The organism is Micromonospora sp. FIMYZ51 (assembly GCF_038246755.1).
GTDB lineage: Bacteria > Actinomycetota > Actinomycetes > Mycobacteriales > Micromonosporaceae > Micromonospora.
In genome coordinates this window covers 4,434,844-4,458,323 of sequence record NZ_CP134706.1, presented here as the reverse complement: position 1 = coordinate 4,458,323, position 23,480 = coordinate 4,434,844, and the positions used below count along the sequence as shown (strand labels likewise).

The following is a 23,480-nucleotide window of genomic DNA, read 5'->3' as shown; positions in this document are numbered from 1 at the left end:
AAAGGGGGTTGGGGTGGGTGGGTGGGTGGGTGGGGGTGGGGTGGGGTGGGGGTGGGGATATCGAGGAAATATGGGGGCGGGCGGGAGGGTGGCTGCCAGTAGTGGCGAGCCTGAGGAGGCTTTGATGAGCGAGCAGGGTGACTGGCAGCCGTACGAGATCACACCCGGCGACGTCGGGTCTGCGGCCAGCGTGGACGGGCTGGTCGGGCACCTGCGGGAGCTGGATCTGGCGAAGCTGCTCACCGCCGAAGGGGCGCTGGTGTTCCGGGGCTTCAACGTCGAGCCGGCGGCACTGGACCAGGTGATGGACCTGCTGCTGCCCAACCGGCTCGCCTACGTGCACGGCAACTCGCCGCGTACCAAGGTCGGCCGCAACGTCTACACCTCGACGGAATACCCGGCGCAGTACACCATCTCCATGCACAACGAGCTGTCGTACGCCGCCCACTGGCCGGCCCGGTTGCTCTTCTACTGCCAGATCGCCGCGCAGACCGGCGGCGCCACTCCGGTGGTCGACGCCCGGCTCTGGTTGGAGTCGCTGGACCCGGAGGTACGCGCCGCCTTCGCCGACGGCGTGTGCTACCAGCAGAACCTGCACGACGGCATGGGGCTGGGCAAGAGCTGGCAGCAGACCTTCGAGACCGAGGACCGCGCGGAGGTGGAGGCGTTTCTCGCCGGGACCGGGGCGACCTGGCAGTGGACCGCCGACGGCCTGCGGGTCAGTCAGCTGCGCCCGGCCACCGTCCGGCACCCGGTGACCGATGTGGAGGTCTGGTTCAACCAGACCGACCAGTGGCACCCGGCCGGCCTGGACGACGAGGTCGCCAAGGTGATGACCCAGGTGATGACGCAGGATGAACTGCCCCAGTCGGTCACCTTCGCCGACGGCAGCCCGATCCCCGAGGAGTACGTGTTCCAGATCCGTGACCGTGGGCTGGACGCCGCGATCGACGTGGACTGGCGGGTCGGTGATCTGCTCCTGATCGACAACGTGCTGGTGGCGCACGGCCGGCGCCCGTACACCGGTGACCGCCGGATCCTGGTGGCGATGTCGGACTGACCGCGGTGGCACCGCCGGTCGAGCGGGCGCCGGTGGCGGCCGAGGAAGGAAGTGACATGGACGGGGTGGAGGCGCGCGGCCGGTGGCTGCGGACCTACCGCCGGGCCGAGCGGTCCGACCTGCGGCTGGTCTGCTTTCCGCATGCCGGCGGAAACGCCAACGTCTACCTGCCGTGGGCGCCCCTGCTGCCCGACGCCACCGACCTGCTTGCGGTCTGCTACCCCGGCCGGCAGGACCGGCTGGCGGAGCCGTGCGTGGCGCAGATGGACGTGCTCGCCGACCGGATCAGCGACGTGCTCGTGCCGTACCTGGACCGGCCGCTGGCGTTCTTCGGCCACAGCATGGGCGCCTCGGTGGCGTACGAGGTCACCCTGCGGCTGGAGTCCCGGTACGGCTTCACGCCGAGCGTGCTCTTCGTCTCCGGGCACGGCGCGCCGCACATCTCGCAGGTGGAACTCGACCCGGACCTGGCCGACGACGAGTACCTGCTCGGCCGGATCGGCGCCCTCGGCGAGGTCGACCCGGTGCTGCTGCGCTCACCGAAGCTGCGCGAGCTGATCATGCCCGCGCTCCGGGCGGACCTGCGGATGCTCTACCGCTACCTGCCGAGCGAGCCGGCCAAGGTGCACGCCCCGATCGCCGCCTTCCTCGGCACCGACGACCCGACCTGCACCGTCGACACGGTGCGGGCCTGGGCCGAGTTGACAATCGGCGGCTTCGAGTCGACCAGCTTCCCCGGCGACCACTTCTATCTGGTGCCGGAATACGAGCAGGTGGTGGCCGCGCTTACCGCCCGGCTGAGCTGACCAGTGAACCGGGCGCTGCCCGGCTGAGCTGACCAGTGAACCGGGCGCTGCCCGGCTGAGCTGACCAGTGAACCGGGCGCTGCCCGGCTGAGCTGACCAGTGAACCGGGCGCTGCCCTGCCGCGCGTACTGCACTCTGGTGCGGTGGACGACGTGGCGCAACTGCTGGACCGGATCTGGCGGACGGAGTCGGCAGGCATGCTCGGCGCGCTCAGCCGGCGGCTCGGCGATTTCGACCGGGCCGAGGAGGCGTTGTCGGACGCGCTGACCGAGGCGCTCAAGCACTGGCCGGCGGAGGGGGTGCCGGCCAGCCCCACCGGATGGCTGGTCACCACCGGCTGGCGTAAGGCGCTGGACCGGCTGCGCCGTGACGCGGTCGGCCGGGGCAAGCTGGCCCGGTTGGCCGCCGAACCGCCGCCGGAACCGGGGGTGGACGACCGGCTGGCCATGATCTTCGCGTGCTGCCATCCGGACCTTGCCGAGCCGGCCCGGGTCGCGCTGACGCTCTATGCTGCCAGCGGCCTGAGCACCGCCGAGATCGCCGCCGCGTTCCTGGTGCCGCTGCCGACGATGGCGCAGCGGCTCGCCCGGGCCAAGCGCCAGCTGCGGGAGCGCGGCATCCGCGTCGAGGTGCCCCAACCGGACGAGTACGTCGACCGGCTACCGGCGGTGCTCGCGGTGATCTATCTGGTGTTCAACGAGGGGTACCTGTCCAGTGGCCGGTCCGCCCAGCGGCGTGAGCTGGCCCGCGAGGGCGTGGAGCTGGCGCGGCAGGTCGCCGAGCTGCTGCCCGGTGAGCCGGAGGCCGCCGGGCTGGCCGCGTTGCTGGAGTTGCACCACGCCCGCGCCGACGCCCGGTTCGACTCGTGGGGCCGCATCGTGCTGCTCGACCAGCAGGACCGGCGGCTCTGGCACCGGGCGGCGATCCAACGTGCGGCGCTGCGCCTGCGGGCGGCGGTGCGCCAGGGCCGTCCCGGGCCGTACCAGTTGCAGGCCGGCATCGCCGCGCTGCACGCCCTGGCACCCTCGTACGCGGCCACCAACTGGGCCGACGTGCGGGCCCTCTACGACCGGCTGTACGCGCTGGACCCGTCGCCGGTGGTGCTGTTGAACCGGGCCGTGGCCACCCGCTTCGCGGTGGGCCCGGCTCCGGCGTTGGACGAGGTCGATGCGCTCGGTGACCGGCTCGCCGGTTACCACCTGTGGCACGCCGCTCGGGCCGACCTGCTGGCCAGCCTCAACCGTCCGGCCGAGGCGCTGACGGCCGCGCAGCGGGCCCTGGAACTGGCGACGAACCCGGCCGAGCGGGAGCTGATGTCGCGCCGGGTGGCTGAGCTGAGGCGCCGGCGGTGAGACCGGCGCCCCCGCGTCGCCGTTATTCGCGGCTCATCACCGGGCGCACCTCAAGCGCGCTCATGCCGGTGCCGAGCGGCCAGGTGGCCGCGATCCGGGCGGCCTCGTCGAGGTCGTCGCACTCCAGCATGACGACCCCGCCGATGACCTCCTTCAGTTCCAGGTACGGCCCATCGGTGATCACCGGCTGGCCGTTTCCGCCGGCCCGTACGGTCTTCGCCGTCTCCCGGGGCTGCAACTCGGCACCACCTTCGGCGATCTTGCCGGTCGGCTGCCACCGCTCGTACCACCCGTAGATCTGTGCCATCACGTCCTCCTCCTCGGCCGGGGAGAGTGCGGTCCACTCGTGGTCGTCGCCGAAGATCAGCATCGCGTACTTCATCGTGCTCCTCATGGTGGGAACTGCTGTGTCGTCCGGGTAACGAACGGCGCGCACCGGCTCTCGACAGGTTCCGGAGAAAAACCCCGCTGCGGTCAGCTGCCCGGACGGACGAAGGCTGGGCTGGCCCGGAGGACTGTTGCCTTCATCACGGCCCGGCGGTATGGTCCGACCGTCCCGTCGAATGTCGAACATTAGGAAGCCGGTATGACAAACACCGCCGCTGCCACCGCCGACACCGCTTCTCCTCCCGCCAGCAAGGACTCCGTCCGCAAGGTCACTGTCGCCTCAATGGTGGGCACCGTGATCGAATGGTTCGACTTCAACCTCTTCGGCGCCATGGCGGCACTCGTCCTCGGGCCGCTCTTCTTCCCCTCGTCAAACCCGCTGACCAGCACGCTTCTCTCGCTTGCGACGTTCGGCGTCGCGTTCATCGCGCGCCCCTTCGGCGGCGTCGTGTTCGGCCACTTCGGCGACCGCTACGGCCGGAAGAAGGCGCTGGTCCTCGCGCTGCTGATGATGGGTATCGGCACGTTCGCCATCGGCCTGCTCCCGACCTACGCCTCGATCGGCATCGCGGCGCCGATCCTCCTCGTCGTCCTGCGGCTGATCCAGGGCCTGGCCCTCGGCGGCGAGTACGGCGGTGCGGTGCTGATGGTGGTCGAGCACGAGGGTGCGGCCCGCCGCCGTGGTCTGCTCGGCGCCTGGATGGGCAGCGCCTCGCCGATCGGGTACATCCTCGCCGCCGGTCTGATCGCCCTGACCTCGGCGTTCATGCCCGAGGACGCGTTCAACTCGTGGGGTTGGCGGGTGCCGTTCCTGCTGAGCGCCGTCATGGTCATCGTCGGCCTCTACATCCGCATGTCGCTGGAAGAGTCGCAGGCCTTCAAGGAGGTCGTCGAGCAGTCGAAGACTCCCGAGGTCGTCAAGATCCCGTTCATCGAGATGTTCAAGCGTTACCCGCGCAGCGTGTTCTCCTCGATCGGCGCCGCGCTCGGCATCCACGCCGGCTACTACCTGTCGATCATCTTCGCCCTGGCGTACGCCCGTAACGATGTGGGCTTCACCGCCACGTCCAGCCTGGTGATGGTCCTTATCGCGTCCGTCTTCTACTTCTTCGCGATCCTGCTCTCCGGGCACATCTCCGACAAGGTCGGCCGCCGCCCCCCGATGCTCGTCGGGGTCGTCGGTTTCGCGATCTGGGTCTTCGCGCTGTTCCCGCTGATCGCCACCCAGAACCACCTGTTGGCGGGCATGGCCTTCTCGGTCGGCCTGATCTTCCTGGGGTCGCTCTTCGGCCCGATGAGCACCTGGCTCGCCGAGCTGTTCGGCACGCAGGTCCGCTACACCGGCGTCTCGTTCGGGTACACCATCGCCGCGGTCATCGGTGGTGGCATCACCCCGGCGCTTGCGGTCGCGCTGATGGACCACTACGGCAGCACCCTGCCGATCTCGATCTTCGCCGCCTGCATCTCGGTGATCGCGTTCTTCACCATCCTGTTCACCCGGCACGGGGTGTCCCACAAGGACGAGGACCTGAACAATGTCTGAGGCCACCACCGGCCCGGGAGTGTTCCTGGTCCGGGCCGAGGTTCGGGACGATCTGCGGGACAGCTTCGACCACTGGTACGAGACCGACCATCTCCCGCTGGTCATCAAGACGCTCGGGGCCAGGTCGGGCCGGCGTTGCTGGAGCGTCACCAGCCCCGGCGTGCACTTTGCCGAGTACGAGTTCGACGACCTCGACGCGCTTGTGCAGTCGGTGGGGTCGCCGAGGCTGCAACCGCTGCTCGATGACTTCGACGCCCGGTGGCCGGAGGGAGTCGTACGCACCCGGGAGATCCTTCGACCGGCGGGCCTGACCCAGCGTGGTGAGCCACTCCGGACGGAGACCGGCGACTGAGCTTCAGACGCTTACGCAGGACCGACGCGGTGGCCCGGGGCGGTGTTCGTCGCCCCGGGCCACCGTTGGTCGTGGCCCCGTCGACCCGGGAACCCGGCCGGTCAGCGGGCCTGTACGTGCGTCAGCGGGGCGGCCAGGAAACCGCCGTCGACCAACAGTTCCTGGCCGTTGACGAACGCGGCGTCGTCGCTCGCCAGAAAGGCCACCACGCTTGCGATGTCGGCCGGGACGCCGATGCGGCCCACCGGAGTGAGCTTGGTGCGCATCGCCAGGAGATCCGGGTCGGCGTAGTGCGCGGCCGACATCTCCGTGCGTACGAAGCCGGGACTGACGGCGTTCGCCCGCACGCCGAGCGGCCCCCACTCCACCGCGGTGTGCCGCGTCAGCGCGATCAGGCCCGCCTTCGAGACACCGTAGGTGGGGGAGGTGTTCGGTGAGTGGGCGCCCACCGAGGCGATGTTCACGACGGCGCCGCGGCCCTGGTCGAGCATGAGCCGGCCCAACTCGCGGGTGCAGAGCATGGCGGCGGTCAGATTCACCGCGATGGTCTGGTTCCACGCCGCGGTGGACAGCGTCGCCAGCGGCTCGGGGGTGCCCAGGATGCCCGCGTTGTTCACCAGTACGTCACAGGTGCCGAACCTGTTGGCGGTCGCCTCCGCCAGACCGGTCACGGCCTCCTCGTCGGTCAGGTCGGCGGCATGGACCAGGACCCGTTCAGCGGCACCGAGCTGCTCGGAAACCTTGCGCAGCCGGTCGGCCTGCACGTCCACGAGCACGACGTTCGCGCCGGCGTCGACGAACCGGCCCGCGATCGAGCCGCCCAGTCCGCCTGCCGCGCCGGTCACCACCGCTACCCGTCCTTGGAAAGTGCCCATCGCTTGCTCCCTGCGTCGACTGTTCGAGAACTGCCTGATTATTGTCGGACAGTTGTCGCGACGACAAGGATGCGCCCCGGGCCGGGGCCCCCGGCCCGGCCCCGGAGTCAGGCGCGGTCGACCGGCCCGGCGCGGTGGGCCTGTAGGTACCGAAGGTGGGTCACCATCGCCTCCTGGGCCGCGTCCGCGTCACCCGCCTCGATCGCCTTCACGATCTGGAGGTGCTGAAGCACGGTCTCGGCACCGACCTCTTCGGAGAGATCGAGAAAGCGTACCGGCATCGTCTGTTCGTGCAGGGCCTGGACGAACGACCCCAGGACCCGGTTGCCGGACGCGCGAGCGATCGCCGAATGAAAGTCGACGTCGAGCTGGGGCACCGACGGATGCGTCACCCGAACCGACTTCTGCCGCTCGATGATCTCGTGCAGCAGGGCCAGGTCATCCGGACCGCGGTGCCCGGCCGCCAGGCGGACCGCCGGCACCTCAAGGTACTCGCGCACGGACTGCACCTCGTCGGCGGCGATGCTGCCGAGGCTGAGCAGGTTCTTCATGGATTCGGAGAGGATCTCGCCGAGCGCCTCGTGGTCCACCGCCCGAACGAAGCTGCCGCCACCGGCGCCCGGCACCTTCTCGATGAGGTTCTGCGTGGACAGCGAGCGCAGCGCTTCCCGTACCGTCGTCCTGCTCACCTTGAACTGGCGCGCGAGTTCGGCCTCCGAGGGAAGGCGTTCGCCGCGTTTGAGTTCGCCGTCGAGGATCGCCCGACGGATGCGGTCCTCCACCTGCTCACGCGGACGAGCGACCGCATGCCCGAGAGCGCGGGCCTTACCAGTGGTTTCCAAGACGGGCCTCACGTCCTTGTCGAAGAAGGCAGCGCCAGGCTGTCCGACAGTCAGCCATCGGTCCGGAAGTCTACCGGTTCCCGCGTGCTGCATGCGGGGCGGCAAGCCGTGTCGTCACTACTTGCCCAGTCGGCGAATGTTCGACATTATGGCGTGCGTACTGGTCTCCGCGTCTCGCGGGCGCGGTCGACCCGTTCGAAGGCAGGGCCCCGGGCGCGGCCCTGCGCGAGGAGGAGCAGATGTCAGGTTTCCCGGATCTGGCCGGCCGCAGGGCCATCGTCACCGGTGCCAGCAGGGGGATCGGCGCAGCGATCGCCCAGACGTTGGCGGCAGCCGGAGCGAGGGTCGCGGTCGGCGGTCGGGACGCCACCGCGCTCAGCGCGGTGGCTGACGGCATCGCCGCTGGTGGCGGCGATGCCTACCCCCACGTCGTGGACGTTACGGAGCACGCCTCCATCCAGCGCTTCGTCGCTGCGGCGGTGGCGGACCTCGGCGGGCTGGACCTGCTTGTCAATTGCGCGGGTGTGCTGACTCCGGGCGCGCTGCTCGCCGCCGGTGACGATCCGTGGAATCTGGCATGGCAGACAAACGTCCTCGGCACGGTACGGGTCACCCGCGCGGCGGGTGCCATCCTGACCGCCCAGGGCCACGGCCGGGTCGTGAACGTCGCCTCGAACTACGCGTTCAAGGGCGTCAGCGAGCACGCCGCCTACTGCGCGTCGAAGGCGGCCGTCGTCTCGTTCACCCGCAGCATGGCGGTCGAGTGGGCGCGCTACGGCGTCCAGGTCAACGCCATCGCCCCCGGGTTCATCGCGACCGATCTGAACGCGGCCATCCGCGCGGACCCGGACCGCAGCGCCCGGGTGGTCAAGGCGGTGCCCGCGCGGCGGTTCGGAGCGGTCGATGACGTCGTGGCGGCGATGGGACCCCTCTGTGACCCCAGCAGCACGTTTCTGACCGGAGCGGTGCTGACCGTCGACGGGGGAGAGACCGCGCGTTGAGCGGCCGAGCAACACAAACCAACGAGGAGGGCATCGTGACGTTGCCGGAAACAGCCGCGGTGAGCGGGCACCCGGGCATCCGCCCCGACAGCAGGTTGACGCCCGAACTGGCGCAAGCCTACGAGACCAGTGGCCAGTGGACCGCTCAGACCCTGGCCTCCCTGCTCACCGATGCGGCTGCCGCCCGGCCCGACGTGCTCGCGGTGGTGGACTCCGCTGGGCCGGATGGCAGCCGTCGCGCCCTGACCTACGCGCAGTTCGACGCCTACGTCACCGACCTGGCCGTGGGCCTGCGGGCGCGGGGAGTCGCCGCAGGTGACTCGGTAGTGGTGATGCTGCCGAACTGCATCGAGTTCGCCGCGCTCATCTTCGCCATCAACCGAGCCGGCGCCGTCTACACCGGCATCCCGGTCGCCTACGGCACCAAGGAGGTCGGGCACATCCTGGCTTCGACCGGGGCGAAGGTGGTCGTGACGCAGGAGCAGGTCGCCAGCGCCACCCCGCTGGCGGTGGTACGGGCCTCGTGCCCGGCGGCGAAGCCGCTGATCGCGGTGCGTGGCGCGGCGGACCTGGCCGAGGGCGAGTTCGCCTTCGCCGACCTGGCGGTCCCGACCGCCGACGCCGACCTGCCCACCGTCGACCCGCGCGGGCTCTGCCACATCGGCTTCACCTCCGGCACCACGGGCGCACCCAAGGGTGTCATGAACACCAACCAGACCCTGATCGCGGTGCTGCGGAACTGGGTGGCCTACTTCGGGGCGGACAACCTCGGTGCCCCGCTGGTGAACGCGGTGGTCTCACCGGTCGGTCACCACAGCGGCTTCCTGTGGGGGGTGCTGCTGACCACGTACCTCCAGGGCACGGCCGCCTACCTGGAGAAGTGGCACCCACCGGCGGCGGCGGCCTTCCTGCGCGCGGAGCGGGCCACGGTGTTCTTCGGTGCCCCGACATTCCTCCAGGACCTGCTCACCACCGACCTCGTCGGTGACCCGCGCGGCGCGCTGCGGGCCGTCATCACCACGGGTTCGCCGGTCCCGCGGTCGCTGCCGGCTGCCGGTCGCGAAGCCTTCAACTGCTGGGTGGGCTCTGCCTGGGGGATGACCGAGATCGGCATCGGGGTCTCCTGCCGACCCGGCATGTCCGAGTCCGAACTCGCCAGCGACGGCCGGGCGGTGCCCGGCGTCGAGGTCCGGGTCGTCGGCTCCGACGGCGAGCCGCTGGCCACCAACACGCCGGGTCGGATGCAGGTCCGCAGCGCGGGACTCTTCCTCGGGTACGAGAGCCTGACCGAGCGGACCCGTGCGGAGATCGACGCGCAGAGCTGGTTCGACACCGGCGACACCGCCCGCATCGACGAGAACCAGTTGGTCTACCTCGAGGGGCGCAGCAAGGACATCATCATCCGGGGCGGGGAGAACATCCCCGTGGTCGCGGTGGAGAGCGTCCTCTACACCCATCCTGACGTGATCGACGTGGCCGTCGTCGGTGTGCCCGACGAGCGGCTCGGGGAGCGGGCCTGCGCGGTGGTGCATGCTCGCACCGACGAGCTGGTCCTCGCCGACCTCGTCCGGCATCTTCTCGACAACGGCGTCTCCAAGCACTTCCTGCCGGAGCGCCTGGTGCTGGTGCCGAGCCTGCCCAAGACGCCCAGCGGGAAGATCCGCAAGGTGGAACTCCGCGAGCAGTTGGCGTCGGTGCAGACGGCAGCGTCGTGACCGGGACCTGGGATCCCGCCCCGGTGCTCGACCGACTCGTGCGACTGCGGGGACGGCGGGGGCTGTGGCGGACCTACGAGACGATCGATCCGGCCGGCGTGCTCGGCCACGCCGATCTCGACGGCACCCCGGTCGACCGGCTAGAGGGGAGCGGGGACGTGTCACCCGCGCTGGCCGCCGCCCTCACCATGCGCGCCGTCCTGACGGTCCTGCACGACCGCCGACTCGACCTGCCCTTCGACCACAACGTGCACGCATCGCAAGCCCTGGCGTGGCACGCGCCCGTCACCCTCGGTGCCTCGATCGAGACCCGGGCCTGGATCGGCCGGGTCAAGTCGACCACCCGCGCGGTCTTCTTCGACGTGGAGACCGAGTCCCGCACCCGGGACGGTCAGCTGTGGTTGAGCGGCACCAGCACGCATGCGCTGCGTCATGAGTGAGATCCCGGTGCCCGCGCCGGTGGTCTGGGCACCCTCGACCAACGTGCCGCAGGACTACGCACAGGTTTCCGGGGACCACAGCGCGGTGCACCTCGACCCGGCAGTGGCCCGGCGGGTCGGCCTGCCCGGCGTGATCCTGCACGGCATGTACGTCTACGGATACGTGGCCAGCTGTCTCGGACGTCACGCGGTTGCGCACGGCGGACGCCTCAGCTCGTTCGAATGCCGGTTCCAGGCGCCGATGCTGCCGGCGGTGCCGATCAGCGTACGGTTCGCCCGGGGCGACACTCGGGGGTCCGTACGGGTCGACGCCCACCAGGCGGATCGCCTGGTGCTGTCCGGGGTGGCCGTGCTGACGCCCGAGCGGTCGTAGCAGCGGAAAGCCGAACGAAAGCCGGTGAGTGTTGACCAATCTACAAATGTCCAACATTATTATGGGGTGACTCTCTTGGACACTGGCAATGGATCTGCGGCCGGGTCGGCGGGACCCCTCGCGGGCGTACGTGTGGTCGACATGACCACCTCCTACGCCGGTCCGACCGCCGCGATGTACCTGGCCGACCTGGGAGCCACAGTGATCAAGGTGGAGCGTCCCGGTGGAGGTGACGACGCTCGGTCCTGGGGCCCGCCGTTCGTGGAGGGCGCCTCGGCCTGGTTCGCCTCCGCCAACCGCAACAAGCAGTCGATCGTGCTCAACCTCGGGGCCGCCGCGGGTCGCGAGGCGCTGCTGCGGCTGCTCGACACCGCGGACGTCTTCCTCCAGAACATGAACCCCGCGAAGCTCAGCCGCATCGGCATCGACGGCGAGACCCTGCGCCGCCGCAACCCGCGACTTGTCTACTGCGCCATGTCCGGGTTCGGCCTCACCGGTCCCGATCGGGAACTACCCGGATACGACCTGGTGGCCCAGGCGCGCTCCGGGCTGATGTCCGTCACCGGCGAGCGCGGCGGAGCGCCGCAGCGGGTCTCCACCGCGCTCTCCGACGTGGCGTCCGGCATGGCCGCGGCGATCGCCGTCAACGCCGCGCTGGTCCGGCAGTGCCGCACCGGGCAGGGTGAACTCATCGACGTGTCCCTGCTGGACACCGACCTCGCCCTGATGGCACCCCGGGTCGCCGCCTACTGCGCCGGCGAGCCGGAGCCGGCGCCAAGCGGCGGCACCGACTCGGTGCTGGCCGTGTACCAGCCGTTCGAGGCCGAGGACCGGACCATCGTGATCGCGATCGGCAACGACGCCATGTGGCAGCGGTTCTGCGCCGTCGTTCAGCTGCCCGAGTTGAGCGCGGACCCGGCGCTTGCGGACAACGCCGGCCGCCGGGCCGACCGCGCCCGGATCACCGAACTGGTGGCAGCACGCATCGCCACCCGACCCGCGGCCGAGTGGCTGCGGCTGTTCGCCGAGGTCGACGTGCCCGCTGCGCTGGTGCAGACCCTCGCCGAGGTCGTCAAGGATCCCCAGGTCGTGGCGCGCGGGGCGATCCTTCCGGTTCAGGGCTTCCCGGACAGCCTGGTCAGCATCCGTAGCCCCTTCCGCCTGGCCTCGCAGCAGACACCCCGCAACGAACGCTTCCCCGTCCTGGGGGCGGACACCCGTACGACCCTGCTGGACCTGGGATACACCGAGGAGCAGATCGGCGAGCTGGCGGCAGCGGGTGCCGTGGGCCTGGCCGCATCGGAGGTCGCCGTATGAGCGCAACCGAGTCCGTCGTCGTCGAGCGGGCCGGCTCGATCATGACCGTGACCATCAATCGGCCCGAGGCGTACAACGCGCTGAACGCCGAGGTGCTGCGCCGGCTGCACGCCGCGGTCCGCGACGCCGACGGCGACCCCGCGATCCGCGCCGTCGTCATCACCGGCAGCGGCGAGAAGGCGTTCTGTGCCGGCGCCGACCTCAAGGAACTGGCCGGCATGGGCGCGGACCGCGCGCACCGCACGCTCCACGCCGGACAGCGGGTGCTGCGGGACGTCGAGCGGGCGAAGATCCCGGTCATCGCCGCGGTCAACGGCGTCGCGCTCGGCGGCGGCTTCGAACTCGTCCTCGCCTCGACCTTCGCCGTGATGTCGACCCGGGCGTCGCTCGGCCTGCCCGAGTCCGGTCTCGGCCTGATGCCCGGTTACGGCGGCACCCAGCGCCTGCCCCGCGTGATCGGTGCCCCCGCCGCCGCGCACCTCATGCTCACCGGCGCGCGACTGGACGCCCAGCGCGCCTACCAGTTGGGGCTCAGCCCGGTGCCCCCGGTCGACCCCGCCGACCTCATGGCCACCGTGTCGGCCCTTGCGGAGAAGATCGCCGCCCAGGGACCGGCCGCCGTACGCGCGATCCTCACCGCCCTGGACACCGGCCGGGACGCCCCGCTCGACGCCGGCCTCGAACTGGAAACCGGCCTGGCGGCCCTCGCCGTCGCCGGGGTCGAGTCCGCCGAGGGGATCGCCGCGTTCCTCGAACGGCGACCACCCCGGTTCACCGACCCGGCACCCGCGTCCGAGAAGGCCGAATGAGCGTGCAGCCACTCGACATCGACAGCGACCCGGCGGCGTACCTGGCCCTGCACGAGCGGCTCGACGAACCCGTCGTCGACGCCGCGCTCAGCGCCCGGGAACGCGAGGTACGCGCCCACACGCGCGAGGTGGTCTCCCGCGAGGTGGCACCACGGGCGCACCACATCGACCGTACGCACACCTTTGCGCACGACAGCGTCCAGGCGCTCGCCCGGGCGGGCCTGATGGGTCTGATCTTCCCGCCGAGCCTGGGCGGCAGCGGGGACGGCAACGTCGCCTACGCCGTCGCCATGGAGGAGATCACCGCCGGTTGCGCCGCCACCTCGCTGATCTTCATGACGCAGACGCACGCGGCGTACCCCATCATGATCGCCGGCAGCGACGACCTGGCCGCGCGGTACATTCCCGGCCTGCTCGACGGCTCGGTGTACGGATCGCTGGCGATCACCGAACCGGACGCCGGCAGCGACGTGTCCAGCCTCAGCACCACCGCCCGCCCGACACCGGACGGTTACCTGCTCAACGGGGCCAAGACCTTCATCACCACCGGGGACCGGGCCGGCGTCATCGTCTGCTTCGCCACCACCGACCGGACTCGTGGCCGCGGCGGCGTCAGCGCCTTCGTCGTCGAGGGCGGCTGGGACGGCGTGCGAGCGGGTCAGCCGTTCCAGAAGCTGGGCATGCACGGCTCCAGCACCGCCGAACTCTTCTTCGACCACGTACGCGTGCCGACCGGCCACCGGCTGGGTGCCGAAGGCGAGGGCTGGCGCGTGGTGATGAGTTCGGTGGTGAAGTCCCGGATCAGCGCCGCCGCGCAGGGCGTCGGGCTGGCCCGAGCGGCCTACGCGCGGACGCTTGCGACGCTGACCCGGATGCACGGCACGCGGCTGCCCGACGAACACCTCTGCGCCCTGGCCGACCTGCGTGGCCGGATCCTTCAGGGCCGGCTGCTCCTGCACGCGGTGGCGCGTCAGGCGGACCACGCCGATGACATCTCGACCGGGCAGATCGGGATGATGAAGCAGTCCTGCACCGACCTGGGCTTCGCCGCAGCGGTCGAGGCCACCCGGATCCTCGGCCCGTACGGCGACCTCGCCGCGCTGGGGGTCGAACGCTGCCTGCGTGACGCCAAGGTGACCCAGATCTACGACGGCACCAACGAGATCCAGCGGATCCTGATCGGCCGCGAGATCACCCGCGCGTTGGAGTGCTGGAGCGACCGCAAGGAGAGCGTGTGAAGAACAAGAACAAGACCGTCGCCGTGCTCGGCGCCGGCACGATGGGCTCCGGCATAGCCACAGTCATGGCCCGGGCCGGTCACCGGACCATCCTGTTCGACATCGACGAGCACAACCTCAAGCGCGGCATCGAGACCGTGCACGGCTTCTTCGACAAGAGCGTCCAACTCGGCAAGCTGGACGCCGCTGCCGGGCAGGCGGCCAAGGACAACCTCGTGGGCACCACCGACCTTGTCGACCTGGCGCCCTGCGACGTGGTGGTCGAGGCGGTCTTCGAGGACCTCAAACTGAAGAAGGACATGTTCGGCCGCCTCGACGAGATCGTGTCGGACACGACGCTGTTCCACACGAACACCTCGACGCTGTCGGTCACCGCCATCGCGTCCGGTTCCCGTCGTCCGGAGCGGGTCGTCGGCACCCACTACTGCAACCCGGCGCCGCTGATGAAACTCGTCGAGGTGGCCGACGGCCGGCACACCGGCGGGTGGGCGCACCAGGCGACCGAGGAGTTCCTCGGCTCCCTCGGCAAGGTCTCGGTGGTCACCAAGGACCGACCGGGGTTCATCGTCAACCGGTTCCTGATCCCGTGGGAGAACTCCTGCATCCGGGCGCTCGAAGCCGGCGTGGCCACCAAGGAGGACATCGACGCTGCGGTGCGCGGCGCCCTCGGTCACCCGATGGGGCCCTTCCGACTGCTGGACATCGTCGGCCTCGACATCCACCAGCAGGTCGCGACGCGGCTGTACGAGCAACTGCGCGATCCGCGCTTCTTCCCGCCGCCGATGGTCGACCGGATGGTCGCCGCCGGTGACCTCGGCCGCAAGACCGGCCGCGGCTTCTACGAGTACGACAACACCCGGCTCTTCGGATCCTGAGGGAGGCAGACGATGAATCAGTTCCGCCGGATCGCCGTACTCGGTCTGGGCACCATGGGCAGCGGCATCGCCCAGGTGTTCGCCGCGTCCGGTCGCGACGTCGTCGCCGTGGAGACCGACAAGTCCCGCGCCGAAGCGGGCCGCAGCGCCATCGCCGCCTTCCTCGACGCGGGCGTGGCCCGCGGCAAGGTGAGCGTGGCCGCGCAGCAGGACACCCTCGCCCGCATCACCACCAGCACGTCGCTGAGCGACCTGGCCGACGTCGACCTCGTCGTCGAGTCGGTGACCGAGAACCTGGCGGCCAAGCGGGAACTCCTCGCCGTGGTCGCCGACGTCGTCGGCGCGGCCACCCCGATCGTCACCAACACCTCGGCGCTATCGGTGACCGCACTCGCCGCCGCGGTGCCCAACCCCGGCCGCGTCGCCGGGCTGCACTTCTTCAATCCCGCACCGGTGATGCGTACCGTCGAGGTGGTCCGCGCCATGCACACGGACCAGGATCTCGTCGACCGGCTGGTCGCGCTGGTGAACGACCTGGACGGCAAACAACCCGTCGTGGTGAAGGACCGTCCCGGATTCTTGATCAACGCCCTGCTGCTGCCGTACCTGAACGACGTCATCCAGGAGTACGACGACGGGCTCGCCACCGCCGAGGACATCGACCTGGCGCTCAAGCTGGGCCTGGGTTACAAGTCCGGCCCGCTCGAACTGCTCGACATGGTCGGCCTCGACGTGCACCTGCACGCCACCGAGAACGCGTACGCCGCCACGTCGGACGACCGGTACGCCCCGCCGCCGCTGCTGCGGCAGATGGTGGCCGCCGGTCAGCTCGGCACCAAGAACGGCAAGGGCTTCCGCACCGGAGAAAAGGACATCACGTGACCGCACCGAACTACGACGACATTCTCGTCGACCGCGACGGCCCGGTTCTCACGCTGACCATCAACCGCCCGCAGGCGGGGAACAAACTCCGTCAGCAGACGTGTCTGGAACTGTGCGACGCGCTGCAACGGTTCCGGCTCGATCCCGGCCTGCGCGCTGCGGTCCTCACCGGGGCCGGGGACAAGTTCTTCTGCATCGGTGGTGAGCACGACCCGGTCACGTCGTTGGACCAGTCGCAGGTTCTCCCGATCGTCGACGTCTACCAGGCGATCGACACCATCGCCAAGCCGGTGGTGGCCGCCGTGAACGGGTTCGCGGTCGGCGGCGGCAACGTGCTGCACACCGTCTGCGATCTCACGATCGCCGCGGAGAACGCGGTGTTCCGGCAGGTCGGGCCGATGGTCGGCAGCTTCGACGCCGGCTACGGGTCCTGGTATCTGGAGGACACCATCGGCCGTAAGCGGGCCAAGGAGATGTGGTACCTCAACCGCAAGTACTCCGCCGCCGAGGCGTTGACGATGGGCCTGGTCAACGAGGTGGTGCCGGTCGACGAGTTCCGGGACCGGGTCGGCGCGGTGCTGCGTGAGCTCACCTCCCGTAGCCCGATGGCCATCGCCGGTCTGAAGGCCGCCTTCTCGGCCCGCCACAACGGCGTCTCCGGACAGGCCCGGATGGCCCATGACCAGCAGTTGAGCCTCTACCTCCAAACCCGCGAGGCGCACGAGCTGAGCGACTCGTTCCGGGAGCGGCGCGATCCGAATCCCGAAAGCTTCTGGTCGTGAGCTGGCTCGGCCCCGCCCTCGACGACGAGCAACGCGACCTGGCGGCCATGTTGGACGCTTTCGCCGCCGACCGTGACGTGCTGCTCTCCGACGACGCCGACGTCGTCATCGGCCTCGCCACCGAGCTCGCCGAGCTGGGCATCTGGACCGTCGGCACGGACGAGCGGCACGGTGGCGGGGGAGCGGACCCGGTCACCACCGCCGTGGCGATGCAGCGCCTGGGCCGGGCCTGGCCCGCCCTCGGCTGGGCGGCCACCCAGGCGCACGCGGCGGTCGACGTGCTCGGCGGTGACCACCGCTTCGCCGACCTGGTCGACGCGGTGCACTCGGCTGCCGCAGCGGTCGCTGTCGTCGACGCGACGTCGCGGCAGGCGCGACTGCTCTGGTCGGGCGAGACGCTCGACGGTTCGGTGGACCGGATCGACCCGGCCGCCGAGGCGCCGTACCTGCTGCTGCTCGGTGCGCACCGCGCGGTGCTGGTGCGACCGGAGGTGACGAGCAGCCGACCACTGGAGCGGACCGGGCTGGCCGGTGCCCTGACCCGATCGGTGCGGTTCACCGGTTCCGTACCGGCGGGCACCGTGCACCGGCTCGACGGTGTCGACGTCGACGCGGCGCGGATCCGGTTGCGCCGAGGCGCTGCGGCGGTCGCCGCCGGAATCGCCGCAGCCGCCGCCGACGCCGCAGCGGCCTACGCCGCGCAGCGGCACCAGTTCGGCGGCCCCTCACCGCCCTGCCGGCCGTCCGCAAGTCGCTGTCGGACCAGGCCACCCGGACCTCGGTGGCGCTGACGGCGGCGCTGGCCGCGACCGGGGGCCCGGTGCAGACGCTGGCCGCGATGCGGCACGCCGGTGACGCCGCGATCGAGGTGGCCGCCGCGGCGCTCCAGTCACACGGCGGCTACGGCTACCTGACCGAGTATCCGGTGGAACGGTACCTGCGGGACGCGGTCTCGCTGCGTGCCGCAGCAGACACCCACGCGGTGGCGTCGACCCTCCCGGACGAGGCGTCATGACCAGCGCACAGCGGCAGCTTCCCCTGCACGGTGTGCGGGTGCTGGACCTCTCCACTCTGCTGCCCGGTCCGCTGGCGACCCTGCTGCTGGCCGAGGCGGGCGCCGATGTCGTCAAGCTCGAACGGCCGGGCCGTGGCGACGAGATGCGTACCTACCAGCCGCGTTTCGGCGAGGCGAGCGCCAACTATGCGGTGCTCAACCGGGGCAAGCGGGCGTACGCCGTCGACTTCAAGGACCCGGCCCAGCGGGACCGGACGCTCGGCCTGGCCGCCGAGGCCGACGTGGTGATCGAGCAGTTCCGACCGGGCGTCGCCGACCGGCTCGGCCTGGGGTACGAGCACGTGCGCGCGGTCAACCCCGACGTCATCTACTGCTCCATCAGCGGGTACGGGCCGACCGGCCCCCGCGCCACCCGGGCCGGTCACGATCTCAACTATCTCGCCGAGTCCGGGCTGCTGGGCGTGGTCACCGACCGCACGGGGGCACCCGGGCTGCCGGTGTCCGTGCTCGCCGACATCGCCGGCGGCACCTATCCCGCGGTGGTGAACATCCTGCTGGCGCTGCGGCAGCGGGACCTCACCGGTGAGCCGGTCCACCTGGAGATCTCGATGACGCACAACCTTCAGGTGCTGGCGTACGGCTATTTCGCCACCCGGCAGGCCGGCGGTGGTTGGCCCCGCCCCGGTGCCGAACTCCTCACCGGCGGCAGCCCGCGTTACCAGGTCTACCGCACCGCGGACGGGCGTCATGTCGCCTGCGCGGCGCTGGAGCAGAAGTTCTGGGACCGCCTGGTCGAGTTGGTGGGGCTCGATCCGGAGTTCCACGACGACCACGGCCGGGAACAGGTCGTGATCGCTGCGCTGGCCGAGCGGTTCGCCGCCAGGTCGGCCGACCACTGGCGGTCCGTGCTCGACGGTGCAGACGTGTGCACCGTCGTCGTCGCCACCTGGGACGAGGCGGTCCAGGCGAACCTGGTCGACATCGCCGCGCCGGAGCGGGTGTCCGCACCCGGGACGCAGGACTCGTTCGCCACCCTGCCCAGCCCCATCGCACCGGCGTTACGTCACGGCCCCGGCACGGTGCCGTACCCCGCACTCGTCGATCTGGGCGACGACTCGCCCTGGTCCTGAGGCCCGCCAAACCGAAGGAGAAAGATCCCCATGCGTGCTGTGCTCGTCACGGAGTTCGGCCCCCCGTCCACCCTCGTCGTCGCGGACCTGCCCGACCTGGTGCCCGGCCCGGGTGAGGTCGTGATCGAGGTCGGCGCGGTAAGCGTCAACTTCCCCGACCTGCTCGTCGTCGAGGGCACCTACCAGAACCTCCCGGAGCGGCCGTTCAGCCCCGGCAAGGAGGCCGCCGGGCGGGTGGTGGCGGTCGGGGAGGGGGTTCAGCGGCTCCGGGTCGGTCAGCGGGTTCTGGCGCTTGTCGAGTTCGGCGGCTACGCCGAGCAGCTGCGGGTTCCCGAGGAACTGGTGATGGAGTTGCCGGACGGCATCTCCTACGAGTCGGCAGCCGCCGCCGGGCTGGTCTACTCCACGGCCTACTTCGGGCTGTTCCGGCGCGGTCAGCTCAAGGCCGGGGAGACCGTCCTGGTCACCGGCGCGGGCGGTGGCGTCGGCTCCGCCGGTGTGCAGCTCGCCAAGGCGTACGGCGCGCGGGTGATCGCGCTGGCCCAGGACGCCGCCAAAGCGGAGCTGGCCCGCCGGCAGGGTGCGGACGTGGTGCTCACCTCCACCCCGGACACGCTCCGCGACGACCTGCTGGCGGCCACCGAGGGCCGGGGGGTGGACGTGGTCCTCGAGATGCTCGGCGGCGATTTCCTCACCCAGGTCATCCGGGCGACCGCCTGGGAGGGCCGCGTCGTCATCGTCGGTTTCGCCTCGGGTGGCCAGAACCCCATCAAGCCGGGACACATCCTGGTCAAGAGCATCAGCATCGTGGGGCTGCAAAGCAGTGACTACCGCGATCGGATGCCGGAGGTGATGCGCTCGATCATGGCCGAGGTGTTCCAACTGTTCGTGGACGGGAAGGTCGATGCGGCGGTGGACGCCAGGTACCCACTCGACCAGGCCGGCGATGCCCTCCAGTACGTCAAGGACGGCCGGGTCAAGGGCAAGGTCGTGTTGACGACCGGTCGGGGTTGAGGAGGGTGGGCATGAGTCAGTCCGACCGGGTTCCGGCCACCGTGGGGGTGTACGGCGGCGGGCGCATGGGCGCCGGCATCGCGTACGCCTTCCTGCTGGCCGGCGCGACAGTACGGATCATCGAATCCTCCGCCGAGACCGTCGAGGCCGCCCGTGGCCGGGTGGCCGGCAGTGCGGCAAAGGCCGAGCAGCGCGGGACGTTGCCGGCGTCGGCAACCGAGATCCTCTCCAGGCTGGTCGTCACCACGGACGCCGCCCAGTTGCGGGCGTGTGCCCTGGTGATCGAGGCCGTGCCGGAGGACCTCGACCTCAAGCGGCGAGTGCTGCGCGAGGTGGAGCAGGTGGCCACCGACGCCGTGCTCGCCACCAACACCTCCAGCCTGTCGGTCGACGATCTCGCGCGACACCTGGCCCGCCCGGAGCGCTTCGTCGGCTTGCACTTCTTCAACCCGGTGCCGGCGAGCGAGCTGGTGGAGGTGGTGGTCGGCGCCAGGACCGCGCCGGACCTCGTCGAGCAGGCGCAGGTCTGGGTGGCGGCGCTCGGTAAGACCGCGATCACGGTGACCAATTCGCCGGGGTTCGCCAGCAGCCGGCTGGGGGTGGCCCTGGCCGTGGAGGCGATGCGGATGGTGGAGCAGGGCGTGGCGTCGGTGCAGGACATCGACACCGCCATGACGCTCGGTTACAAGCATCCGTTGGGACCCTTGAAGACGACCGACGTCGTCGGGCTCGACGTACGGCTCGCCATCGCCGAGCAGCTGGCTCGCGAGCTGGGCGACCGCTTCGAGCCACCCGCCATCCTGCGCGAGTTGGTCGCGGCGGGGCACCTCGGGCGCAAGACCGGCAAGGGCTTCTACGACTGGTGAGAAGGACGACGGTCCGGGAGACGATCGGATCGGTCCGCACCGCTCCCGGTAACCGTCGAAACCTATGCCGGAACCGGCTGGGGATCCCCGGCGGCGTCGTGGCTCGCCATCGCCTCCTGCCGGTCGGACTCCTCGCGCAGGATGGCGCAGTGCAGCCAGGCGTCGGGGATGGCGAAGCCGTCCACAAGCGTACGCAGCTGCGGGCGCAGCTCCTTGAGCAGGCCGTTCACCACGACGGTGATCGCCTTGGACCGGGCCGGGGTGAGTCGCCCGTGCTCCAGGAACCAGGCCTTGTTGGCCTCGATGACGCTTAGCGCGTACAGGTCACAGACGCGGGAGAGCAGGGCCTGGACCGCCGGGTCCGTGGTGCGCTCGATGCCCGCGACGAACGCCTCCAGGGTGACCCGGTCGATGTGCGCGGCGGCGGCGGTGAGGACGTGGTCCTGTACGTCGTTGAAGATGTCGAAGGGCCGGTCCTTCTTGGTGGCCGCGCCGCCCCGCAGGCGGCGGATTGCGGTTTCCAGCAGGTGCTTCTCGCGGTCCTCGAACATCGCGAGGTGCCAGCCGCGGTCGGTGACGGCGACCTCCTCGTCGCGGCCGGGCACCGCGCTGATCAGCCGCTGGATGAGGGAGCGGGCGGCGGTGCGTTCGAGCACCATCTCCCGGACCTGTTCGGCGACGAAGGAGGCGCGGCCCCAGCCGTCCAGCGAGCCGAACTCGTCCCGGTAGCCGGTCAGCAGCCCCTTGGCCACCAGTTGGAGCAGCACGGTGTTGTCGCCCTCGAACGTGGTGAAGACGTCGGTGTCCGCCTTGAGGCCGGGTAGCCGGTTCTCGGCCAGGTAGCCGGCCCCGCCGCACGCCTCGCGGCAGGTCTGGATGGTGCGGGTGGCATGCCAGGTCTGCGCGGCCTTGAGCCCGGCGGCCCGGGACTCCAGCTCGCGTTGCCGGTGCTCGTCGACCGGCTGGTCGGTGCCCTGCACCTCGTGCAGCGCGGCCACCAGCTCGGCCTGGGCGAAGTGCAGCGCGTACGTGGTGGCCAGCGCGGGCAGCAGCTTGCGCTGGTGGGCCAGGTAGTCGTTGAGCAGCACCTCGCGCTCCGCGTCGGGTGTGCGGAACTGGCGGCGGGTGTCGCCGTAACGGACCGCGATGGTCAACGCCGACTTGGTGGCTGCCGCTGCGGCACCGCCCACGCTGACCCGGCCCCGGACCAGGGTGCCGAGCATGGTGAAGAAGCGCCGTGAGTCGTCCTCGATCGGGCTGGTGTACGTGCCGTCCTCCGCGACCTGACCGTACCGGTCCAGCAGCATGTCCCGGGGCACCCGGACGTGGTCGAAGCTGAGCCGCCCGTTGTCCACACCGAGCAGGCCGGCCTTCGGGCCGGCGTCGCCGATGGTCACCCCGGGCAGCGGGTTGCCCTGCGCGTCGCGGATGGGGACCAGCCAGGCGTGTACGCCGTGCCGTTGGCCTTCCGTGATCAGCTGCGCGAAGACCACCGCCATCCGGCCGTCGCGGGCTGCGTTGCCGATGTAGTCCTTGCGGGCCGCCTCGTGCGGGGTGTGCAGGTCGAAGGTCTGCGTCTGCGGGTCGTACGTGCAGGTGGTGCGCAGCTGCTGGACGTCGGAGCCGTGGCCGGTCTCGGTCATCGCGAAGCAGCCGAGCAGCGCACCGGAGATGATGTCCCGTAGGTAGGCGTCGTGGTGCCGCTTGGTGCCCAGGGCCGCCACGGCGCCGCCGAACAGGCCCCACTGGACGCCGGCCTTGACCATCAGCGACAGGTCGACCTGGGCGAGCATCTCGGTGGCGACGATCGAGGCGCCGACGTCGGCTCGGCCGCCGTATTCGGTGGGAAAGCCCGATGCGATACCCAGCTCGACGGGGAGCGCGGTGAGCAGCCCGCTGATCCGCTCCCGTGCCTGGTCGCCGCTTTCGCCGTAAACCGGGAGGAATCGCTCGTCGAGCTGTTCCCGGTGCGCGTTGCGGACCTCGGCCCACGGCCCGTCGAGGACTTCCTGGAGGCGGGCGAGGTCGATGGACTCGGGCGCGGAACTGGTCATGGCTACCTCGCACGGTCGTGGGTACAGCCTGTACCCAAGCAAGACTACCGGCCCGCTAGAGTGGCCGCGTGGGCGACGCCGCAGTGAAACGGGACACCATCGCCGCGCGCCGGGCCGCCGGGATCCCGCAGGAGCGCGCCCGGCGGCGTCAGTTGATCGTGGAAGCCGCGATCCGGGTCGTCGAGGAGCACGGCACCATCGCCGGCCTGGGCGCGGTGGCCGACCGGGCCGGGCTGCCCAGGCCGCACGTCTACCGCCACTTCGCCAGCAAGGACGATCTCGACCAGGCCGTCGCCCGGCACGCGGCACGCCTGCTCAGTGCGTGGATCCGCCCGTCGCTGTCCGCCCCGGGCGCGCCGCCGCAGGTGGTGCACGGCGTCATCGACCGGGTGCTGAGCTGGGCGGTGGAGCACCCGAACCTCTACCGGTTCCGGGCGCGCCTGCGCACCGCGCAGGCCGTTCCCGAGCTCACCGAGGCCGCCATCGCCACCCTGCGCGCCGCCGGCTACCAGGCGCGGCTGCCCGCGTACGTGGTGGCAAGCATCGTCGGCCTGGTCGACGCCGGCATCATCTGGTGGTTCGACCACCAGGACGAGGTCGGGCGGAGCCGGCTCACCGACTGGCTCGCCGCCCAGGTCTGGCGGGTCGTGGCGGAGATGGCGGAGTAATCGCCGGTCGGCGGCGTCATCTTGACCGGAAAGACTCAGCCGCATCGATGCGTAGAGTACGATCGCGGTTGGGAGCCGCCACAC

At 70.7% G+C, this 23,480-nt stretch carries 25 protein-coding genes; 21 read left to right on the top strand and 4 right to left on the bottom strand.

Annotation, left to right across the window (positions count from 1 at the left end):
* Positions 1 to 124 precede the first annotated feature (124 nt).
* The 3 genes from QQG74_RS20205 (at position 125) to QQG74_RS20195 (ending at position 3,218) form a co-directional block, all read left to right on the top strand.
* Positions 125 to 1,060, top strand: a complete 936-nt coding sequence (locus QQG74_RS20205) for a TauD/TfdA family dioxygenase (protein ID WP_341716331.1) — start codon at positions 125 to 127, stop codon at positions 1,058 to 1,060.
* A gap of 5 nt (positions 1,061 to 1,065) precedes the next feature.
* Complete coding sequence (locus tag QQG74_RS20200; protein WP_341716330.1) at positions 1,066 to 1,866, top strand: alpha/beta fold hydrolase; 801 nt, start codon at positions 1,066 to 1,068, stop codon at positions 1,864 to 1,866.
* A gap of 143 nt (positions 1,867 to 2,009) precedes the next feature.
* Positions 2,010 to 3,218 (top strand): DUF6596 domain-containing protein, encoded by a 1,209-nt coding sequence (locus QQG74_RS20195; RefSeq protein WP_341716329.1) that lies wholly within the window; start codon positions 2,010 to 2,012, stop codon positions 3,216 to 3,218.
* Between the two features lie 22 nt (positions 3,219 to 3,240).
* Here QQG74_RS20195 and QQG74_RS20190 read toward each other — a convergent pair whose 3' ends face one another.
* A complete protein-coding gene (locus QQG74_RS20190) occupies positions 3,241 to 3,612 on the bottom strand; it encodes a YciI family protein (RefSeq protein ID WP_341716328.1) in 372 nt (123 codons plus the stop codon).
* Between the two features lie 192 nt (positions 3,613 to 3,804).
* Here QQG74_RS20190 and QQG74_RS20185 point away from each other — a divergent pair, with 192 nt between their 5' ends.
* Both QQG74_RS20185 and QQG74_RS20180 read left to right on the top strand, forming a co-directional pair.
* Positions 3,805 to 5,148: an MFS transporter gene (locus tag QQG74_RS20185; protein ID WP_341716327.1), complete on the top strand. Its 1,344-nt coding sequence runs from the start codon at positions 3,805 to 3,807 to the stop codon at positions 5,146 to 5,148.
* The gene (locus tag QQG74_RS20180; RefSeq protein WP_341716326.1) at positions 5,141 to 5,500 is read left to right on the top strand and encodes a hypothetical protein; all 360 of its coding nucleotides are present in this window, start codon (positions 5,141 to 5,143) and stop codon (positions 5,498 to 5,500) included. Before QQG74_RS20185 ends, QQG74_RS20180 begins: the two co-directional genes overlap by 8 nt.
* 101 nt (positions 5,501 to 5,601) lie before the next feature.
* Here QQG74_RS20180 and QQG74_RS20175 read toward each other — a convergent pair whose 3' ends face one another.
* Positions 5,602 to 6,375: an SDR family oxidoreductase gene (locus QQG74_RS20175; protein WP_341716325.1), complete on the bottom strand. Its 774-nt coding sequence runs from the start codon at positions 6,373 to 6,375 to the stop codon at positions 5,602 to 5,604.
* Positions 6,376 to 6,482: 107 nt separating this feature from the next.
* Complete coding sequence (locus QQG74_RS20170; protein ID WP_341716324.1) at positions 6,483 to 7,157, bottom strand: FadR/GntR family transcriptional regulator; 675 nt, start codon at positions 7,155 to 7,157, stop codon at positions 6,483 to 6,485.
* A gap of 299 nt (positions 7,158 to 7,456) precedes the next feature.
* Here QQG74_RS20170 and QQG74_RS20165 point away from each other — a divergent pair, with 299 nt between their 5' ends.
* The 15 genes from QQG74_RS20165 to QQG74_RS20095 are packed head-to-tail and all read left to right on the top strand — an operon-like array spanning position 7,457 to position 20,674.
* Entirely contained in the window at positions 7,457 to 8,218 is a 762-nt protein-coding gene (locus QQG74_RS20165) for an SDR family oxidoreductase (protein ID WP_341716323.1), read from the top strand.
* 35 nt (positions 8,219 to 8,253) lie between these two features.
* A complete protein-coding gene (locus QQG74_RS20160; RefSeq protein WP_341716322.1) occupies positions 8,254 to 9,933 on the top strand; it encodes an AMP-binding protein in 1,680 nt (559 codons plus the stop codon).
* Positions 9,930 to 10,373 carry a hypothetical protein gene (locus QQG74_RS20155; RefSeq protein WP_341716321.1) on the top strand — a complete coding sequence of 148 codons (444 nt, stop codon included), beginning with the start codon at positions 9,930 to 9,932 and terminating at the stop codon, positions 10,371 to 10,373. The genes QQG74_RS20160 and QQG74_RS20155 overlap by 4 nt, the downstream gene beginning before the upstream one ends.
* On the top strand, positions 10,366 to 10,746 hold the full coding sequence (locus QQG74_RS20150; RefSeq protein WP_341716320.1) for a MaoC/PaaZ C-terminal domain-containing protein: 381 nt from the start codon (positions 10,366 to 10,368) through the stop codon (positions 10,744 to 10,746). Before QQG74_RS20155 ends, QQG74_RS20150 begins: the two co-directional genes overlap by 8 nt.
* A gap of 24 nt (positions 10,747 to 10,770) precedes the next feature.
* Positions 10,771 to 12,063 (top strand): CoA transferase, encoded by a 1,293-nt coding sequence (locus QQG74_RS20145; protein WP_341716319.1) that lies wholly within the window; start codon positions 10,771 to 10,773, stop codon positions 12,061 to 12,063.
* Positions 12,060 to 12,872: an enoyl-CoA hydratase-related protein gene (locus tag QQG74_RS20140; protein ID WP_341716318.1), complete on the top strand. Its 813-nt coding sequence runs from the start codon at positions 12,060 to 12,062 to the stop codon at positions 12,870 to 12,872. The genes QQG74_RS20145 and QQG74_RS20140 overlap by 4 nt, the downstream gene beginning before the upstream one ends.
* Positions 12,869 to 14,110: an acyl-CoA dehydrogenase family protein gene (locus QQG74_RS20135; RefSeq protein ID WP_341716317.1), complete on the top strand. Its 1,242-nt coding sequence runs from the start codon at positions 12,869 to 12,871 to the stop codon at positions 14,108 to 14,110. Before QQG74_RS20140 ends, QQG74_RS20135 begins: the two co-directional genes overlap by 4 nt.
* Positions 14,107 to 14,985, top strand: a complete 879-nt coding sequence (locus tag QQG74_RS20130) for a 3-hydroxyacyl-CoA dehydrogenase family protein (protein ID WP_341716316.1) — start codon at positions 14,107 to 14,109, stop codon at positions 14,983 to 14,985. Before QQG74_RS20135 ends, QQG74_RS20130 begins: the two co-directional genes overlap by 4 nt.
* 12 nt (positions 14,986 to 14,997) lie before the next feature.
* Positions 14,998 to 15,867, top strand: coding sequence for a 3-hydroxyacyl-CoA dehydrogenase family protein (locus tag QQG74_RS20125; protein WP_341716315.1), 870 nt, complete (start codon positions 14,998 to 15,000; stop codon positions 15,865 to 15,867).
* Complete coding sequence (locus tag QQG74_RS20120; protein WP_341716314.1) at positions 15,864 to 16,649, top strand: enoyl-CoA hydratase-related protein; 786 nt, start codon at positions 15,864 to 15,866, stop codon at positions 16,647 to 16,649. The genes QQG74_RS20125 and QQG74_RS20120 overlap by 4 nt, the downstream gene beginning before the upstream one ends.
* Positions 16,646 to 17,440, top strand: a complete 795-nt coding sequence (locus QQG74_RS20115; protein WP_341716313.1) for an acyl-CoA dehydrogenase family protein — start codon at positions 16,646 to 16,648, stop codon at positions 17,438 to 17,440. Before QQG74_RS20120 ends, QQG74_RS20115 begins: the two co-directional genes overlap by 4 nt.
* Positions 17,383 to 17,664, top strand: a complete 282-nt coding sequence (locus QQG74_RS20110; protein WP_341721294.1) for an acyl-CoA dehydrogenase family protein — start codon at positions 17,383 to 17,385, stop codon at positions 17,662 to 17,664. The genes QQG74_RS20115 and QQG74_RS20110 overlap by 58 nt, the downstream gene beginning before the upstream one ends.
* Entirely contained in the window at positions 17,661 to 18,794 is a 1,134-nt protein-coding gene (locus QQG74_RS20105; RefSeq protein ID WP_341716312.1) for a CaiB/BaiF CoA-transferase family protein, read from the top strand. The genes QQG74_RS20110 and QQG74_RS20105 overlap by 4 nt, the downstream gene beginning before the upstream one ends.
* 30 nt (positions 18,795 to 18,824) lie before the next feature.
* Complete coding sequence (locus tag QQG74_RS20100; RefSeq protein WP_341716311.1) at positions 18,825 to 19,808, top strand: NADPH:quinone oxidoreductase family protein; 984 nt, start codon at positions 18,825 to 18,827, stop codon at positions 19,806 to 19,808.
* Between the two features lie 11 nt (positions 19,809 to 19,819).
* A complete protein-coding gene (locus QQG74_RS20095; RefSeq protein ID WP_341716310.1) occupies positions 19,820 to 20,674 on the top strand; it encodes a 3-hydroxyacyl-CoA dehydrogenase family protein in 855 nt (284 codons plus the stop codon).
* A gap of 62 nt (positions 20,675 to 20,736) precedes the next feature.
* On the opposite strand, the gene QQG74_RS20090 is transcribed toward QQG74_RS20095, so the two are convergent.
* Entirely contained in the window at positions 20,737 to 22,728 is a 1,992-nt protein-coding gene (locus tag QQG74_RS20090) for an acyl-CoA dehydrogenase (RefSeq protein ID WP_341716309.1), read from the bottom strand.
* Positions 22,729 to 22,796: 68 nt separating this feature from the next.
* Here QQG74_RS20090 and QQG74_RS20085 point away from each other — a divergent pair, with 68 nt between their 5' ends.
* Positions 22,797 to 23,396, top strand: coding sequence for a TetR family transcriptional regulator (locus QQG74_RS20085; protein WP_341716308.1), 600 nt, complete (start codon positions 22,797 to 22,799; stop codon positions 23,394 to 23,396).
* Positions 23,397 to 23,480: the final 84 nt, after the last annotated feature.

What these genes read in the sequence shown, in the direction of transcription:
- QQG74_RS20125 (WP_341716315.1), top strand. Translation starts at nt 14,998, where the DNA reads ATGAATCAGTTCCGCCGGATCGCCGTACTCGGTCTGGGCACCATGGGC.
- QQG74_RS20100 (WP_341716311.1), top strand. Translation starts at nt 18,825, where the DNA reads ATGCGTGCTGTGCTCGTCACGGAGTTCGGCCCCCCGTCCACCCTCGTC.
- QQG74_RS20095 (WP_341716310.1), top strand. Translation starts at nt 19,820, where the DNA reads ATGAGTCAGTCCGACCGGGTTCCGGCCACCGTGGGGGTGTACGGCGGC.
- QQG74_RS20105 (WP_341716312.1), top strand. Translation starts at nt 17,661, where the DNA reads ATGACCAGCGCACAGCGGCAGCTTCCCCTGCACGGTGTGCGGGTGCTG.
- QQG74_RS20135 (WP_341716317.1), top strand. Translation starts at nt 12,869, where the DNA reads ATGAGCGTGCAGCCACTCGACATCGACAGCGACCCGGCGGCGTACCTG.
- QQG74_RS20190 (WP_341716328.1), bottom strand. Translation starts at nt 3,612, where the DNA reads ATGAGGAGCACGATGAAGTACGCGATGCTGATCTTCGGCGACGACCAC.
- QQG74_RS20090 (WP_341716309.1), bottom strand. Translation starts at nt 22,728, where the DNA reads ATGACCAGTTCCGCGCCCGAGTCCATCGACCTCGCCCGCCTCCAGGAA.
- QQG74_RS20165 (WP_341716323.1), top strand. Translation starts at nt 7,457, where the DNA reads ATGTCAGGTTTCCCGGATCTGGCCGGCCGCAGGGCCATCGTCACCGGT.
- QQG74_RS20150 (WP_341716320.1), top strand. Translation starts at nt 10,366, where the DNA reads ATGAGTGAGATCCCGGTGCCCGCGCCGGTGGTCTGGGCACCCTCGACC.
- QQG74_RS20180 (WP_341716326.1), top strand. Translation starts at nt 5,141, where the DNA reads ATGTCTGAGGCCACCACCGGCCCGGGAGTGTTCCTGGTCCGGGCCGAG.
- QQG74_RS20205 (WP_341716331.1), top strand. Translation starts at nt 125, where the DNA reads ATGAGCGAGCAGGGTGACTGGCAGCCGTACGAGATCACACCCGGCGAC.
- QQG74_RS20140 (WP_341716318.1), top strand. Translation starts at nt 12,060, where the DNA reads ATGAGCGCAACCGAGTCCGTCGTCGTCGAGCGGGCCGGCTCGATCATG.
- QQG74_RS20185 (WP_341716327.1), top strand. Translation starts at nt 3,805, where the DNA reads ATGACAAACACCGCCGCTGCCACCGCCGACACCGCTTCTCCTCCCGCC.
- QQG74_RS20175 (WP_341716325.1), bottom strand. Translation starts at nt 6,375, where the DNA reads ATGGGCACTTTCCAAGGACGGGTAGCGGTGGTGACCGGCGCGGCAGGC.